This window comes from Pseudomonas sp. CROZ-RG-20F-R04-15, assembly GCF_022662375.1.
Lineage (GTDB): Bacteria > Pseudomonadota > Gammaproteobacteria > Pseudomonadales > Pseudomonadaceae > Aquipseudomonas.
Genome location: NZ_JAKNQL010000002.1, coordinates 219,491 through 235,650, shown reverse-complemented (window position 1 = coordinate 235,650; position 16,160 = coordinate 219,491). Strand labels below are relative to the sequence as shown.

The 16,160-nt window shown below is 50.6% G+C and carries 15 protein-coding genes; 4 read left to right on the top strand and 11 right to left on the bottom strand.

Annotated elements, in window-relative coordinates; translation table 11 throughout:
- Window positions 1-36 precede the first annotated feature (36 nt).
- From eat to L8H52_RS05415, 3 genes are all read left to right on the top strand, one after another.
- Window positions 37-1,401, top strand: coding sequence for an ethanolamine permease (gene eat, locus L8H52_RS05425; RefSeq protein ID WP_007908507.1), 1,365 nt, complete (start codon window positions 37-39; stop codon window positions 1,399-1,401).
- A gap of 129 nt (window positions 1,402-1,530) precedes the next feature.
- On the top strand, window positions 1,531-1,698 hold the full coding sequence (locus L8H52_RS05420; protein ID WP_007908505.1) for a DUF2897 family protein: 168 nt from the start codon (window positions 1,531-1,533) through the stop codon (window positions 1,696-1,698).
- A 137-nt stretch (window positions 1,699-1,835) separates the two neighbouring features.
- Entirely contained in the window at window positions 1,836-2,390 is a 555-nt protein-coding gene (locus tag L8H52_RS05415; RefSeq protein WP_150706475.1) for a TetR/AcrR family transcriptional regulator, read from the top strand.
- Here L8H52_RS05415 and fabF read toward each other — a convergent pair.
- The 4 genes from fabF to L8H52_RS05395 form a co-directional block, all read right to left on the bottom strand.
- On the bottom strand, window positions 2,387-3,661 hold the full coding sequence (gene fabF / locus L8H52_RS05410; protein WP_242205723.1) for a beta-ketoacyl-ACP synthase II: 1,275 nt from the start codon (window positions 3,659-3,661) through the stop codon (window positions 2,387-2,389). The two genes, L8H52_RS05415 and fabF, sit on opposite strands and share 4 nt — an antisense overlap.
- Before the next feature lie 22 nt (window positions 3,662-3,683).
- Complete coding sequence (locus L8H52_RS05405) at window positions 3,684-4,487, bottom strand: SDR family oxidoreductase (RefSeq protein ID WP_242205724.1); 804 nt, start codon at window positions 4,485-4,487, stop codon at window positions 3,684-3,686.
- A gap of 216 nt (window positions 4,488-4,703) precedes the next feature.
- Complete coding sequence (locus L8H52_RS05400; protein WP_242205726.1) at window positions 4,704-5,039, bottom strand: helix-hairpin-helix domain-containing protein; 336 nt, start codon at window positions 5,037-5,039, stop codon at window positions 4,704-4,706.
- 110 nt (window positions 5,040-5,149) lie between these two features.
- A complete protein-coding gene (locus L8H52_RS05395; RefSeq protein ID WP_242205728.1) occupies window positions 5,150-7,144 on the bottom strand; it encodes a nucleoside-diphosphate sugar epimerase/dehydratase in 1,995 nt (664 codons plus the stop codon).
- Window positions 7,145-7,410: 266 nt separating this feature from the next.
- Between L8H52_RS05395 and L8H52_RS05390 the strand changes: the two genes are divergently transcribed.
- The gene (locus L8H52_RS05390; RefSeq protein WP_242205730.1) at window positions 7,411-8,391 is read left to right on the top strand and encodes a glycosyltransferase family 2 protein; all 981 of its coding nucleotides are present in this window, start codon (window positions 7,411-7,413) and stop codon (window positions 8,389-8,391) included.
- A 188-nt stretch (window positions 8,392-8,579) separates the two neighbouring features.
- Here the strand turns inward: L8H52_RS05390 and L8H52_RS05385 are convergent, their stop codons facing one another.
- From L8H52_RS05385 to rfbA, 7 genes are all read right to left on the bottom strand, one after another.
- Window positions 8,580-9,734 (bottom strand): acyltransferase, encoded by a 1,155-nt coding sequence (locus tag L8H52_RS05385; RefSeq protein WP_242205732.1) that lies wholly within the window; start codon window positions 9,732-9,734, stop codon window positions 8,580-8,582.
- Window positions 9,735-10,407: 673 nt separating this feature from the next.
- Window positions 10,408-11,280 (bottom strand): class I SAM-dependent methyltransferase, encoded by an 873-nt coding sequence (locus tag L8H52_RS05380; protein WP_242205734.1) that lies wholly within the window; start codon window positions 11,278-11,280, stop codon window positions 10,408-10,410.
- Window positions 11,270-12,694, bottom strand: a complete 1,425-nt coding sequence (locus L8H52_RS05375) for a hypothetical protein (RefSeq protein WP_242205736.1) — start codon at window positions 12,692-12,694, stop codon at window positions 11,270-11,272. Before L8H52_RS05375 ends, L8H52_RS05380 begins: the two co-directional genes overlap by 11 nt.
- Window positions 12,691-13,416: an ABC transporter ATP-binding protein gene (locus L8H52_RS05370; RefSeq protein WP_242205738.1), complete on the bottom strand. Its 726-nt coding sequence runs from the start codon at window positions 13,414-13,416 to the stop codon at window positions 12,691-12,693. Before L8H52_RS05370 ends, L8H52_RS05375 begins: the two co-directional genes overlap by 4 nt.
- A 1-nt stretch (window position 13,417) precedes the next feature.
- Window positions 13,418-14,197 carry an ABC transporter permease gene (locus L8H52_RS05365; RefSeq protein WP_242205740.1) on the bottom strand — a complete coding sequence of 260 codons (780 nt, stop codon included), beginning with the start codon at window positions 14,195-14,197 and terminating at the stop codon, window positions 13,418-13,420.
- On the bottom strand, window positions 14,194-14,772 hold the full coding sequence (gene rfbC, locus L8H52_RS05360) for a dTDP-4-dehydrorhamnose 3,5-epimerase (RefSeq protein ID WP_242205742.1): 579 nt from the start codon (window positions 14,770-14,772) through the stop codon (window positions 14,194-14,196). Before rfbC ends, L8H52_RS05365 begins: the two co-directional genes overlap by 4 nt.
- Window positions 14,772-15,656 carry a glucose-1-phosphate thymidylyltransferase RfbA gene (gene rfbA, locus L8H52_RS05355; protein ID WP_242205744.1) on the bottom strand — a complete coding sequence of 295 codons (885 nt, stop codon included), beginning with the start codon at window positions 15,654-15,656 and terminating at the stop codon, window positions 14,772-14,774. Before rfbA ends, rfbC begins: the two co-directional genes overlap by 1 nt.
- Between the last annotated feature and the right edge of the window lie 504 nt (window positions 15,657-16,160).

Below are 16,160 nucleotides of genomic sequence, written 5' to 3'. Positions count from 1 at the left end.
CCCCTGAGCTTTCCAAACCGTTCAGGGAGCAAACGCATGAACACACAACTCAAACCCACGCTGGGCACCTTGCACCTGTGGGGCATCGCCGTAGGGCTGGTGATTTCCGGCGAATACTTCGGCTGGAGTTACGGCTGGGGCGTGGCCGGGACGCTGGGGTTTCTGGTGACCTCGTTCATGGTCGCCACCATGTACACCTGCTTTATCTTCAGTTTCACCGAGCTGACCACCGCGATTCCTCATGCTGGCGGGCCGTTTGCCTACAGCCGACGGGCCTTCGGTGAAAAAGGAGGATTGATTGCTGGCCTGGCAACGCTGATCGAGTTTGTCTTCGCGCCCCCGGCCATTGCCTTGGCCATCGGCGCTTACCTGAATGTGCAGTTTCCGGCGCTTGATCCGAAACACGCAGCAGTCGGCGCCTATATCGTCTTTATGGGTTTGAACATTCTGGGCGTGAAACTGGCGGCGACTTTCGAATTGATCGTCTGCGTACTCGCCGTCGCCGAATTGCTGGTGTTCATGGGTGTGGTCGCGCCGGCGTTCAGCTTCAGTAACTTTGCCCTGAATGGCTGGGCCGGTTCGGATGTGTTCGGAGCGCCGGCGATTGCCGGGATGTTTGCCGCGATTCCGTTTGCGATCTGGTTCTTCCTCGCCATCGAAGGCGCCGCCATGGCCGCCGAAGAAGCCAAGGACCCGAAGCGCACGATTCCCAAGGCCTACATCAGCGGCATTCTGACTCTGGTGCTGCTGGCAATGGGTGTGATGTTCTTTGCCGGCGGTGTCGGTGACTGGCGTACCTTGGCCAACATCAATGACCCATTGCCGCAGGCGATGAAAACCGTGGTCGGCGACAACTCCGGCTGGCTGCACATGCTGGTATGGATCGGCCTGTTCGGTCTGGTCGCCAGTTTCCACGGGATCATCCTCGGCTACTCACGGCAGTTCTTCGCCCTCGCCCGCGCCGGCTATCTTCCAGCATCACTGGCGAAACTCTCGCGCTTCCAGACGCCGCACCGGGCAATCATCGTCGGCGGCATCATCGGCATAGCGGCGATCTACAGCGACGGTCTGATCAACCTCGGTGGCATGACCCTAACTGCGGCGATGATCACCATGGCCGTGTTCGGTGCGATCGTGATGTACATCATGAGCATGCTCAGCCTGTTCAAACTGCGTAAATCAGAACCGAATCTGGAGCGCACCTTTCGCGCGCCGTGCTATCCGCTGATTCCGCTGATTGCCTTGGTGCTGGCGGTGGTGTGTCTCGTGGCGATGGCGTGGTTCAATGCGTTGATCGGCTTGATTTTCCTCGGCTTCATGGCGGTGGGTTTCGGGTACTTCCTGTTGACCGGGCAACTACGTGCCAACGCACCGGCCGATGCGATGCTGACGGGCAATTGAGGGATTTCGGGTGAACCCGGTGCAAGCGGCCTAGAATGGAACCACTGCGAAGTCACTTCGCTCAAACGTGGTATGCAGCGTCGCGCGGCGAAATCCTCGCCCGTCGACCTGTCCTTAAGGAGAGCCGTTATGCCCTGGTATGCCTGGTTGATTCTGGTGGTTGCAATCGGCTCGATCGTCGGCGGATTGATGATGCTGCGCGATACCGCCAACAAGGTCGATCTGACCGATGAAGAACGCCGACGCGTTGCCCAACGCAATGCCGAAGCGGACGCCAAAGACGCGCAAGACCGTTGAACACAACCCCGCCTGATCGGCGGGGTTTGTGCTTTTTATAGCCATTGGAGCTATCTGCACGCTTTTAAGAAGTAGAAGTACAGTCACCATTTAATTTTCCGTGGTTAAGATGGGGACATTGTTGCGGAGAGTTCCAGATGCGTTACTCGCAGGATCATAAAGCCCAAACCCATCAGCGCATTATCAAGGAGGCTTCGGCACGCTTTCGCAAGGACGGCATCGGCGCTACAGGTCTGCAACCCTTGATGAAAGCGCTGGGGCTGACCCATGGCGGTTTTTATTCGCATTTCAAGTCCAAGGACGAATTGGTGGAGAAGGCCTTGCAGGAGGCCGGCAACCAGGTCGATGGGTTATGTGCCGAGATTTTTTCGCAGGATAATCCGCTTGATGCCTTTATCGAGACGTACCTGTCCGAATGGCATCAAACGTCGCCCCATGAAGGCTGCCCGTTGCTGACCATTTCTTCGGAGCTGGGCCTGCGCGGCCAACCGAGTCCCACCAGTGACGTGGTCCTCAACGCACGGCTGGAACAGATCGAAAACAGCCTCGAAGGCGAAAACAGCGCTGACCGCGCCATCGTCATCATGTCGACACTGGTCGGTGCGCTGCTGCTGTCACGCAGCGTCGCGGATGCCGGGTTTGCGCAACGCATCCTCGATGTCACCCGCGATCACCTCAAGAACCGGGACTAAGCCTGCCAGCGCTTGAACAATACGCTGGCATTGACCCCGCCAAAGCCAAAACCGTTGGACAGTGCATATTCGATCGGAATTGACCGCGCCTCGCCATGGACGATATCCACACCGGCACTCGCCGGATCCGGATTGTCGAAGTTGAGCGTCGGAGGCACCACCTGGTCCCGAATCGCCAATAGCGTGAAAATCGCTTCAAGCCCACCGGCAGCGCCGAGCAGATGACCTGTGGCCGATTTTGTCGACGTCACGGCGATTTTATTCTCTTCGCCGAAAACACTTTTGATCGCCGCCAACTCCCCCAGATCCCCGACCGGGGTCGACGTGGCATGGGCGTTGAGGTGCTGCACCTGATCCGGCTTGATACCCGCCTGTGCCAGTGCCAGCGTCATCGCCCGCCGCGCACCACTGCCGTCTTCAGGCCCGGCCGTGAGGTGGTAGGCGTCGGCGCTGGTCCCATAACCGACCAGCTCAGCCAAAGGCTTCGCGCCACGCGCCAAGGCATGTTCCAGGGATTCGATCACCAGCAGCCCCGCGCCCTCGCCCATCACGAAGCCGTCGCGACCGCTGTCGAAAGGACGCGAGGCCCGCTCGGGGGTGTCGTTGTAAGCGCTCGACAATGCTCGAGCTGCCGCAAAACCGGCCAGACTGACCCGGTCGATGCAGGCTTCCGCCCCGCCGCACACCGCGATGTCGGCTTCACCGGCTCGAATCAGACGCGCGGCATCACCTATCGCTTGAACACCAGCAGCACAGGCCGTCACCGGAGCACCCAGTGGCCCCTTCAGACCGTGCTGGATCGAGACATGCCCGGCAGCCAGATTGACCAGGAAGGATGGAATAGTGAACGGTGACAAACGCCGAGGACCGCGACTGTCGGTGGTGCGTACGGCGTCGGCAATCGCGCCGAAACCACCGACACCGGAACCGATGATTGTTGCGGTACGCTCTTGGCTTTCGCTCTCCGACGGATGCCAGCCTGCCTGTTCCAGCGCCTGTCGCGCAGCCTCCATGGCGAACAGAATGAAGCGGTCCATCTTCTTCTGTTCCTTGGGCGGCGTGGCGCGATCCGGATCAAATCCTGCTTCAGCATCTTCTTCCAGCGTCGGCACTGCGCCACCGACTCGCGTGGGTAAATCAGCGACCGTTGCCTCAGGCAAGTTACGCAAACCAGACCGCCCGGCCAGCAAACGCTGCCATACGACTTCAAGATCGCTGCCCAAGGGTGAAACCAGGCCCATGCCCGTGACGACTATTCGACGCGAATCCATACCGTGGTGACCTCTGATCAATTCAATTGCCGGACTTGTAACGTTGGGCTGCGGAACTACGGGAAAGGTTCGGCGCCATGACATGGCGAGCCGCAACAAAGGCGTGCCATTCGCCCGCGTCAGGCAGCGAAGGAATGGTGATCAACTCGCCCTGATCCAGACCGGCCAGCGCCGCATCGACCATCTCGCCCGCGTCCATGACCATTTCTGCCGGAATGCCACTGGCATCGATACCGGAACGCTCCCAGATTTCGGTGCGGGTCACACCCGGCAGAACGGCCTGAATCTGCACACCGGTGCCTTCGAGTTCAGTGTTCAGCGACTGGGTCAGGCTCAGTACATAAGCTTTGCTGGCGCTGTAGGTTGCGTTGAAGCGTTCCGGAAACAACGCCACGACCGAGGCGATATTGATGATCGTGCCACGACCGGCCTTGGCGAAACTGGCGGCGGCCGCCGATGCCAAGCGGGTGACGGCGGTGATGTTCAACTGGATCAATCGCTCCAACTGGTCCATATAAGCGTTAGCCAGCAAACCGTCCGACGCCACACCGGCGTTATTGACCAGCAAACTGATGCTGGAATCGCTGCGCAGGCGTTGTTCGAGTTTGAGTACATCATCCTTTTGCGTCAGGTCTGCTTTCAGCACTTCGACCTGAACGCCATGGGCATCACGCAACCGGCTAGCAGCACTTTCCAGACGATCCTTGTCACGGGCTACCAACAGCAGATCGAAACCACGCGCCGCCAGGCGCTGAGCGTAAATCGCACCGATACCCGACGATGCGCCGGTCACCAGAGCAGTACCTTGGGATTGTGCGGAATTCATGTGAATGCTCCTGGAATGCTTGATGAAGGAAGTTACCGATGAGACCTGCTGGCTCGACGCACCGGCAAATTATTATAGGCATAATCCAAGCGCAATATGATAGCCGTAATTTTAAGTCGTCCGACGGGTTTCCTCTCCACCGCTACCCGCAGCCAAGTACTGCGCCAAATGAAAAAGGCCGGTCAATGACCGGCCTCTTGGCGTTGAACACTCAGCTTAGTTGACTTCCAGCTTGTCGCGATTGCGATCCAGGATCGCCTTGCCAATCCCCTTCACTTCCAGCAGCTCATCTACCGATGAAAACGGCCCATTTGTTTCACGATACGCAACAATCGCTCTCGCCTTGGCCTCACCGACTCCAGCCAGTTCCTTTTGCAGCGTCGCCGCGTCGGCATCGTTGAGATCGACTTTTGCACTTTGGGAAGCTGCCGCTGTGTCCATCACCAACGGCGCTTTGGGTGACTCCGCTGGCCCAACAGGTGCAGCAATAGCGGCAATCGAGGCGCTGGTGAGGAAAGCAAAGATCAGAGAGTAGAAGTAACCAGTACGCATTTGTGACGCTCCATCATCGTTTGAGAAAGCAGCTTTTCCGAAGCTGCTCTCCAAACGTAGGTCATGGTGGGTGTATGTCAAAAATACGAGCGTTACAGGATGTGAAACAATCAGGGTTCGAGACGGCGTTGCTGGTAGATCCAGTCGACGATTTCGCCATCGGGGGTGTAGCCGGAGACGGTTTCGCGCAGGAGTTGGCGCACTCGGGCATAGTCATCTTTCTCAACGGAAATGAGCAGCTCGTTCAGCCTGACTTTCAAGACGTCCCAAGGCAGATGATCTTCATTGGCCGTCATGATCATGGGGTGTGGCGTTGCGGCAACGTTATCGCCGATCAGCAGTTCCTCGTAGAGCTTTTCACCGGGGCGCAACCCAGTGAACTCAATGGAAATATCACCCTGAGGATTACGATCGGAACGAATGCTCAAACCGGAAAGATGAATCATTTTTTCCGCTAGCTCGACAATTTTAACCGGCTCGCCCATATCCAATACGAAGACATCGCCGCCCTGCCCCATCGAGCCGGCCTGGATCACCAACTGTGCGGCTTCGGGAATTGTCATGAAGTAACGGGTTATTTTCGGATGGGTGACTGTCAGTGGGCCACCGGATTTGATCTGACTGTGGAACAAGGGAATGACAGAACCTGAAGAGCCCAACACGTTGCCGAAACGAACCATGGTGAAACGGGTTTTATTGACTCTGGAAACATTGGCTCTGTCACCGAATAATACAGGAGCGACTTCGCGACTGAGCGCTTGCAGCGTCAGCTCGGCCAGACGCTTCGTACTCCCCATGACATTAGTCGGCCGCACCGCCTTATCGGTAGAAATCAGAACAAAATTGGACACGCCCGCCTGCAGCGCAGCCTGAGCAGTGTTAAGCGTACCCATGACGTTGTTCAACACGCCCTCGGCAATGTTGTGCTCGACCATCGGTACGTGTTTGTAAGCCGCCGCGTGATAAACCGTATCAACCTTCCAGGTTTTCATCACATCAAGCAATTTTTGCGGATGACGAACTGAACCCAGCATCGGCAGTAGTCGCACGGGGGTCGATTCGCGACATCCACGTCGCTCCAGTTCCGATACAATCGTGTAGAGGTTAAACTCACTGTGTTCGAACAAAATCAGAGTTGTTGGCGCCAATGCGAAAATTTGCCGGCAGAGTTCAGAGCCAATCGAACCACCGGCTCCCGTTACCAAGACAATCTTGCCTTTTACACAGTGTTCCAAAAGATCTGATTGTGCAGGCACTGCATCCCGACCGAGCAAGTCGGCGATATCGACTTCTTGAATATCTTCAACTTTGACTCGGCCACTGGCCAGATCACTAAAACTGGGGACGCTTCGCACATGTAGAGGAAAGCCCTCCAGCAGATTCAAAATTTCTCTGCGTCGGGCACGTGTGGAAGAGGGCAGTGCCAACAGAATCTCCTGCGCACCGGTTTCATCAATCATCTGCTGAATGTGTTGAGGCTTATAAACCTGAAGGCCGGAAATCGATCGCTCGGCAATAGTTGGATCATCATCAATAAACGCTACCGGTCGCATCACGCGCCCCATACGCAACGCCGCTACCAACTGGTTACCGGCCACGCCTGCACCGTAGATTGCTACCTTGGTGAAACCGTCGTCGCGGTTGGCAAAGGGAACATGCTGGGCAGCCGTAAACCAGTCGCCCATGAAGTACTGGCGCATGCACAAACGCAATCCCCCAATGACGACCAGGCTCAACCACCAATAGTTAAAGATGATCGAACGCGGGACGACTGCTTGGTGATTGCTATACCAGAAAACGACAAGAGCAAGGATAAGAGAAGAGAGGCTGACAGCTTTTATGATGGCGATCAGCGCATCATTGCCAAAATAACGCATGACGGCGCGGTACATACCAAACCGGATGAACAGAGGTATTGCGACTATCGGCGCACAGACAAACAGCCATAGGTGGGTTTTAAACGGATCAAGTACATCCTCGATCCCCAAGCGAACCACAAAGGATCCCCATAGCGAAAGCCATACCAGAAACACGTCCGTGATTACCTGAATCAGACGCTTTCTTTGGCGCGGCATTCTCAGCAGGAATAGTCGTAATTTATCCATCGCTCGGTGTTCCATTTTTACCTCTATTGCTCCGAACCGGACAGATCAATCGGACTACATCTTGTGCAAGAGGCAATGCGATAGGTACTGCCGAATCAGACTAGGGCTAACCAGGTCCCCATTAAAGCGCAAAAGAGTAGAGAAATAATCGGCCAAGCGGATAAAATTAGCACATTATGCGTATTCTTCACGCAAAAGATGGCTAATAGATAGCACCCTGCTTCGGTTTACCATCTGCAACTCAATTTTTTTCAATGTGAGGACGCATGGAGCACCAAAAAGCACAAGCGGTACTTTCCGTCAAGCAACCCAGACAGCCGACCTGTGCATACGAGGTAGCAATCCTTCTTTGCACCTACAATGGAAAAGCATTTCTCAAGTCGCAAATTGACTCTTTCGTGGAGCAGACTCACAAAAAATGGACGTTATATATTTCCGATGACGGCTCCACCGATGGCACTCTTTCGATACTGGAAGAATACAAAGCGCTTATAGAAGAAAATCGAATCAGACTATTTACCGGTCCACGCGCAGGTTTTGCGGAAAACTTCATGTCCCTGATCAGAAACGCAGAGATAAATGCGGATTTCTACGCATTCAGCGATCAAGATGATATTTGGTTCAAAGACAAGCTGGAAAGAAGTATTCATCAATTACACGAATCACCTCAACACCTACCTGCGATGTACTGCTCCCGCACTCGCCTTATTGATGAAGAAAACAACATCATTGGCTTCTCACCAATATTCACCCGTCCGCCAACTTTCCAGAATGCCCTAATTCAAAGTATCGCAGGCGCAAACACCATGCTCATCAACAGCCGCGCTCGAAATATATTGAGCTGCATACCGCAAGATATGGATATTATTGCTCATGACTGGCTTACCTATTTAGTAACCAGTGGATGTGGCGGAAATGTGGTATTTGATGTACAGCCAACGCTGGATTATCGTCAGCATAGTGCCAATGTGATAGGCGCGAATATCGGCTTCAAAGATAGCATCTTGCGGCTTGGAAAAGTGTTCGAGGGGCAATTTAGAATTTGGAGCGATGCTAACGTCGCGATCCTTGAGTATCTGCAGGATCATTTGACAGAAACGAGTAAAAAGACACTTTACGAATTCACGCAAAGTCGAAATAGCTCGATCCTGACGCGATTGCGCCTCGCAAATAAATCTGGAATTTATCGCCAGACGTTAAAAGGTAATATCAGTCTTTTCTTGGCTGTGCTCTTGAATAAAATATAATACAAAGAAAAACTCAAATAACTTTTTACTGGCATACACCTAAAGATAATAGAAACACTCACTGATGGACGACCCTTCGCTCAGACTGGGAAAGAAAACCAGCCTGAGCGCCAGAAGAGTTAAAACAGCTGCTCAATAAAACAAGACCCCGCATCTGCCAACCATAGACTTCATAGACAAATTATTCATCACGAAAAGGCAGGACTGGTCACGACCTTTTTGCTCTCCCCGAATTTTCGTCCAAATTTACGCAGGGGCGTTTCCACGAATCGATAATTACACTCAGCGCCAATGAATACTACCGCGAATGTTACAATTGCCAGCAACGGGTTAAATCCATCGTGAACCAAGGGGCTCTTGAATTCTGCGCTGAACCCAGAAACACGGAAGGCTATCTCGTTGACAAAATAATATAACGGCATGTGCATAAGATAGATCGAAAATGAGCGCGTGCCGACCCAAAGGAAAGGCTTTGACAGACTGGTTTTTCTGAAGAGAAATCCTTTATCAAATGAAGCCAAAAGAACCAGTAAGCAGCTGACGAGTGCAATACCGCCAGCAGCAAAGTAAAAACCACTCCGCGGTATTGCAGAGAGCAAAATAATCAAGCAGATAGAAACAACCGTCCTGTATCGATATTTGGCTTCGAGAACTGTAGCAAGACGCTGGTAGAGAGATGTTGTTGAAAGGTACGCAATCAAAACCCCCAAAAGAATGGCATCCGTCCTGACAAACCAAAGAGCTCCTCCCACAGTCTGCTCCCAAGGCATACGGTGAATTGGAAGCTGTATCAAAATCAACGCTACAACTACTAGAATCAGCAACCGCTTTGGTAAAAAGAATAGAAATGGCAGAGCAAAATAAAACTGCTCCTCTAATGAAAGGCTCCAGTACACCGGGTTTGGACCGCAGGACGACTGACCGATTACACAGAGAAAAACGTGCGCATTGGAATAGTTCAGAACGGCAGCGGCGGAGTCCATGAGATTTGGCACGATAGGCCCAAATATTCCAGACTCGTTAAAATATAAAGTTGCTACCAGTGAGAGGCCTATCCATAACCAGAGGGTCGGAACTATGCGAAAGAACCGTCGGATCCAGAATCGCTTAACCTCTAACCAATGCTCTTTTGTCGAAAGATTATGCCAGGTTCGGACCATGCTTTTTGAGATTACAAATCCCGATATGCAAAAAAACAGGTCTACGCCACCCCAATATGGATTGTTTAAATTGAAAAATGCCCACGCATCCTTGGAAGGCATCAGCAGAATGCCTAAATGCTGAAACAAAGTAAAAATAATGGCGACTGCGCGTAATAGCTCAATCTCTTCAACTTTCTTCATCTGCTGTGCTCGTTATATATTAATTTTTGTATCAGTAATGCTTCCACAAATGGAGAGTTGGCAGAGGGTAAGACTTAACCCTGCCCAATTTACGGCTCCAATGGGGGCGCAACAGTACCGGGATTCCTCGTGGATCGTCAATCCGCCGGGCCGCCCACGATGCATTTCTCACACTATTTTTAGAGGCAGTCAGCATCTTCCGGGCTCGCGACACACAATCCAGAGGTTATCCCACGAAAAGCCACCTCAATGGGCAGCCTCAGACCCGACAGGATTCACCGCTGATCCGGAAATACAAGCATGGATGGCACCGCGCCTTAAAAGTGGCTGTCTTTAAACCAGTATCAGTCTGACCGAAGGACTGCGGCTTGGGATTCTGCCGCCAAGTTAATCAACGATATAGAAAAATATTAGGCACCAGCCAAGAGTAACAGCCTTAAAAGCTGCGCATGCGTTGAGACTGAAAGCGGTGTGACGAAAATCTGCAGTACAAGGAGAGTATGGCAAAACAACAACGGGTGCTATTTTTCCAAACGAACAAGAGTTTCAAGTGAAGCAGAAAATTGATTCACCAACTTCGCCAGAGTGTCGCGGGGAAAATGCTCGTGAAAACTTAAGGAAAGTCTGGGGAGCTGTTCACAATTGAGAACAGTTCCCCAAGCCACCATCAATCTTAACTCTGCGGATCACTCGAGCCTTCTGAAGGAGTTCCGCTCTCGATACTTGATATCTCGTCTTCTATCTTCTTTTTTATTTCGCGCAGCATGGTCAGACTGACCATTGGGTCTCTCGCGTAATCAAAGAACAGAGACTTATATTCACCGTAACGCAGATCATCCAACTCTATCTGATTTTCAGAAAAATCGGCACTTGGTATCTCGCTGCGAACTGCCTGCATTCCTTTTCTTAAAAAAGCAACACCAGGATAAACATGCAGTTCTTCAACTCCCCAATCGGGAAGCATGCCTTTAACTTCTTCAGAAAGAAGATTGTTTCTGTTGATTATATCAATGGATTGCTTCAGCCACCGGACTGGCGTATCAAGAAAATCTTTAGCCAACGTGGAGCCGTCGTAAACAGGCCAGTACGAGGTAAAGTAATCTTCAAGAACGTAGTAACCTCCCGGCACGACACTTGAGATAAGAGCGAACAAGCTGGTTAGTTGATCAGCGCGTTTATGGCTACCATCATCAATAATGATATCAAATGGACCATGCTTCGCCACGAACTCGTTCAAAGCCGCAGCATCGCCCTGGTCGACAATAAAAGTTTTTACTTTGTCGGTGTCCAGGACACTTTTATCATAAATATCAAGACCGTATATTTCTGCTAATGGAAAGACTTCGGACCAAAGTTTCAGCGACGCGCCGCCTACTTCCCGCCCCTCTCCACCTACGCCGATCTCCAGCAGTTTGAACGGGCGACCAACATAATCCAAAAAATGTGTTGCGTAAAAAGGATGATAGTTATGTGGAATGACTTTATCGCAACCACATTGCGTGCCGATCGCGCGAAGATGCTCCTCAAAATCATTCTTATTTTGCATCAGCAAAAACCTCTTGAATAAAATCACGATGTTTATTCGTCCAAGTCTCGTTCCACGACTTAGGCCAGTTCACTGTGGCATTTTCATAGCGGGCATGAGTATCGTTAGTACGCTTTACGCCCTCAACAATTGCCTGCGACAACTGATGCAGGTCGGGATGAGCAGGAATAATATTTTTTGAAATATTAGTCAGATATTGTGGCGTTTTCGTTTCAAAGGTATTTGTTACAACAATCGCACCTGAGGCTGCGAGATCCATAGGAATCAAGCTAGGGTGCGGCGAGGACATCAACGTCAGACACAAGTCGAACGTCTTGGTGATCGCCTCGTATTCATCCAAAGGCATCCTTGGTAGCTGGGTAACTTCTACACCGTCGGCCAACCGAACCGTAGTATTACCAATGCCCATGCCGTAAAACTCCCAGTCGTCCTCGTCGAATGCGCCTTTTTTGAAAGCATCAATCAATGCCAGAGCTGCCATTTCGAACATATTTCTGTTAACCGCGGGACGGCTATAGAACACAAAACGTTTTTTGCTCTTTTTCTTCTGAGTATGAAACTCTTCTTGCGAGTAGATAGACGAAGAATAAGCATTATCAAAGCTTATGGCTTTGAGATTCGGCCCCTCAGGAATAACAGAGTTAACCTTCAGGTATTCCAGCAAAGCACTAGACGACGACAAAGTATGATATTTGAAGTCGTAGGAATTTCTGGAAATGCAGTACTGACTGTTAAACGGATAGAATGCCGCTTCAAAATCCTGAATCAGATAAAGAAACGGGCGACCACCTGTTGATTGTGCGATCTTATTGGCGAAATAAGCACTGTACCAAACGGTAGCAACACTATTATCCTTCGGCGACACAACTAGGGGCTCAATTCGTGAACCTATGTATTCAATCTCAAGCTGTTCAAACAAATTCTCCATGGAGGGGAATTTTTTCAAAGCACGCCGAAACTCGTCTTCAACATAGTAGAAATTATCAAACAGTACCAAACGAACACGGTAGCCTTGCTGAGCAATAAACAGGGCCACGTTGAAAACACCAAAGAAACCTGCCGAGATCGTGTTTATTGTGAACGCAGGCACTAATACGTTTACACGTACCGGGGCATTTGCATCGACAACAACCTCGGGAAGATCGTAAGCTCTGTTAACCATCAAGTTCAATAGATGCTCGTCATAAACTTGTGGCCGCTCGATCTCTGACTTCTCTTGCTCCCGCATCATGGAGGCCATAGGGAAGAAAATATTTACGAACCTTAGAGAGTAGTAGGCAATCCTAACTCTCAAAGATAAATTTACCGGGCGCTTCCCTTCGCGCAAAGTAGCCAGAGCAAGACGACAAGCATAGGGCCCCAGAATTTCAAACGCTGAAACTTTGGCAATCCTCAAAAATGCAGCTTTACTCATACGTCCTCCTTTATCTCATTAACTTCCACGATACTGCCCGACTCAAGCCTGATTGTTTTATTGCAGAATTTATTAATCAGCTCCTTCGAATGAGAAGCTATTACAACAATTTTGGAGCTTTGCATCATGCTTTCCATACGCTGCTTGGCTTTTTCCTGGAATGCTTCATCTCCAACACCAAAAACCTCATCAATGAGGAGAATGTCGCTGGGATAAAGCGTGGAAACAGTAAAAATCAGCCTTAACTGCATACCAGAAGAGTAGGATCTAATTGGCAGATCCAGATACCCGCCCAGCCCGGAAAAGCTTTCGATGGCGGCAATGTCACTTCGTACTTTTTCCAGCGGATAACCATATAGACGAGCTAGACGGTCGATATTGGCGCGACCCGATAACTCATGATCGGTCCCGACTCCCAACTCAAATAGCGCTCGAACACTACCCTCCATGTGTCGAGTTCCACTTGAAGGAGCGTAGATTCCCGCGAGAGTTCTTAATAGTGTGCTTTTACCAGAACCATTGTGCCCAATCAGACCAACTCTATCGCCGGGCTTGAGTGTCAGGTTTATATTTTTTAATGCTTGAATATGAACAGTATGAGTGTTATCACTTTTGATAACACCACCCGTACTCATTCTCACCAACTTATTTCTTATCGACGCCCCGGCCTCAGTTATCACAGGAAAAGTCAACGATAGATCTTTAAGCTCTATAAGTGCCATATCAAATCCAGAAAACAATATGTTTTTTGTGACGACCAAAAACCGCGACAGCCAGCACCCAACCCACCAGACCAAGTACAGCCATATTGGCGTAGTCGACGGGTGTTACGGGCAACGAAAGCAGAGGGTTTTTAACGAGAGAAAACAAGGTTGCTATCGGATTGTACTGAAACCAGGCCGCAGCAGAAACTACATCGGATTTCTTGTAAAGAATGGGAGTCAGGAAAAACAGGATCGGCATCAGTGCGTCAATCGATGGACCCAGATCACGGAACCGCGCTCCTAAAGTCGAAACCAGAAGGGAAATCCACCAAAGGTTTAGCACCAGAAGGAGGAAACCCAGTACTGCCCAGCCGAAATTCACCAGACTTGGAAACCCATATATAAAGAAAACAACAATTACGATAGATATATTGTGAGAGAAATTAATCAGATGCTTGGAGAGCAACCGCAACGTATGAAGTGATAGCGGTAGTGGGTAGTTTCTAATAACTGACGATTGATTGGTAAAACAGTTTGACGACTCGGAAATAATGCCCGAAATCATAAACCACAAAACCAGACCCACGGCAAGATTAGGGAGCATGACATGAAGATCGACGTTCATTACGGCGCTCCACACCAACCCTAACCCTATAACACCCAGAGCGGTCCCTAATGTAATCCACCACGGTCCAAGAGTACTTCTCGAGTACCGCGCCTTGGTATCACTAATAGCGAAATGAAGCCAAATGTCGCGCCTGGCAATAGACGCAAACAGATCTGTTATTCCCTCTTTCATTTATCGCTCTCTTTGTCATTAAGGAAATTTAGTGAAAAACTCTCCGCTTCCCTTAACCGCTTGGCACCTTGATCTTTCGAAGACAAGACGGGATCGAGTTGGCCTGGCCAATTAATATTCAACTCCGGGTCGTTCCACAAGAGAGACCGTTCAGAACCCGGATCATAATAATTGGTTGTCTTATATAGGAATTCGGCACTTTCACTTAGCACGATAAAACCATGCGCAAATCCCTCAGGAATCCACAGCTGTTTCTTGTTTTCAGCGCTAAGGTGCTCGCCAACCCACTCCCCGAACGTGGGAGAGCCTTGACGCATATCTACAGCCACATCAAAAACCTCACCTTGTGCTATACGCACCAGTTTTCCCTGAGGTTGATTAAGCTGATAGTGCAGACCACGCAACACTCCTTTCGTTGAGCGAGAATGGTTGTCCTGCACAAAATTTACGCGGCGACCAATTGCAGCCTCAAACAGCTGTTGATTGAAGCTTTCGTAAAAAAAACCACGTTCGTCACCGAATACTTTGGGCTCGAATAGAACCACATCAGAAATAGCAAGCCGGGTGGCAATCATCAGTACACTGTCTCTATCAGAATGCGCTTCAGGTACTGACCATAGCCATTTTTTAACAATGGGGCAGCAAGCTTCTCCAATTGCTCCGCACTGATCCACTTTTGCCGAAAGGCAATTTCTTCGGGACAGGCTACTTTTAGGCCCTGACGGTGCTCAAGCGTAGCAATAAAGTGACTGGCTTCAAGTAGAGAGTCATGAGTCCCCGTATCCAACCAGGCATAACCTCGACCCATGATCTCTACGGATAAGCTACCCCGCTCCATGTAGACACGGTTGACGTCGGTAATCTCAAGCTCACCACGAGGCGATGGCTTTATATTCTTGGCAATATCAACAACTTGCTGATCATAAAAATACAGCCCGGTTACTGCATAGTTGGATTTCGGCTGAACAGGCTTCTCTTCCAGGCTAATGGCCTTACCTGTGCCATCAAACTCCACGACCCCATATCGCTCAGGATCGTTCACGTGATAGGCAAATACGCTCGCCCCTTCTTGCCGAACCATGGCGCTTTGAAGTAGTTCATCAAAATGATGACCATGGTAAATATTGTCGCCAAGCACCAACGCTGACAGGTCATTACCTATGAATTCTTCACCGATGATAAAGGCCTGGGCCAGGCCATCTGGTGAAGCCTGCACAGCATAGGAAATATTCAAGCCCCAACTGCTGCCATCGCCCAACAGCTGTTCGAAACGAGGTGTGTCCTGAGGTGTGGAAATGATCAGGATATCGCGAATCCCCGCCAGCATGAGTGTGGTCAGCGGATAGTAGATCATTGGCTTGTCATAGACCGGCAGCAACTGCTTGGAAATAGCCAAAGTCGCAGGATGGAGACGAGTGCCTGAGCCGCCGGCCAGGATGATTCCTTTACGTTTGAGCATGTTTATTTCTCTGTGTCTCTATGAGCATCCGTGCCACACCGCCTTGCCATTCAGGCAAGCGCAATGGAAAGGCATTCTGCAGTTTTTGGATAATTGAGTCGGGAGCCGTTGAGGCGTTAGGCCGGGATAAGATAAACCTTTGTCACTTATAGCCCCCCGTTTCGGGATGGAATTCAGTTCTTCACATGCTGCCTGGACCTGTTCGAGGATAAAACGAGCGAAGCGTTCCTTTTTCGAACGCTGCCGAGGAGCCTTCCTCTCGCTCTGCCTGCCTGAGCTGGCACATAGCATGGCAGCATCATATCTGAACAATTCAACCTCACTGGCAGGCCGCTGGGTTACCCGTAACAATCAGAACGCTCCAACTGGCCGCCCAACGACAGCGAAACCCTGATGAATTTGGCCTCATATTATTCCTTAACAAAGGAATAGAGGACACCTTGATACACATTAAAAAAGGTCAAAATTATCACAGAAACCGCTCTTAAATACAATCTGGACATT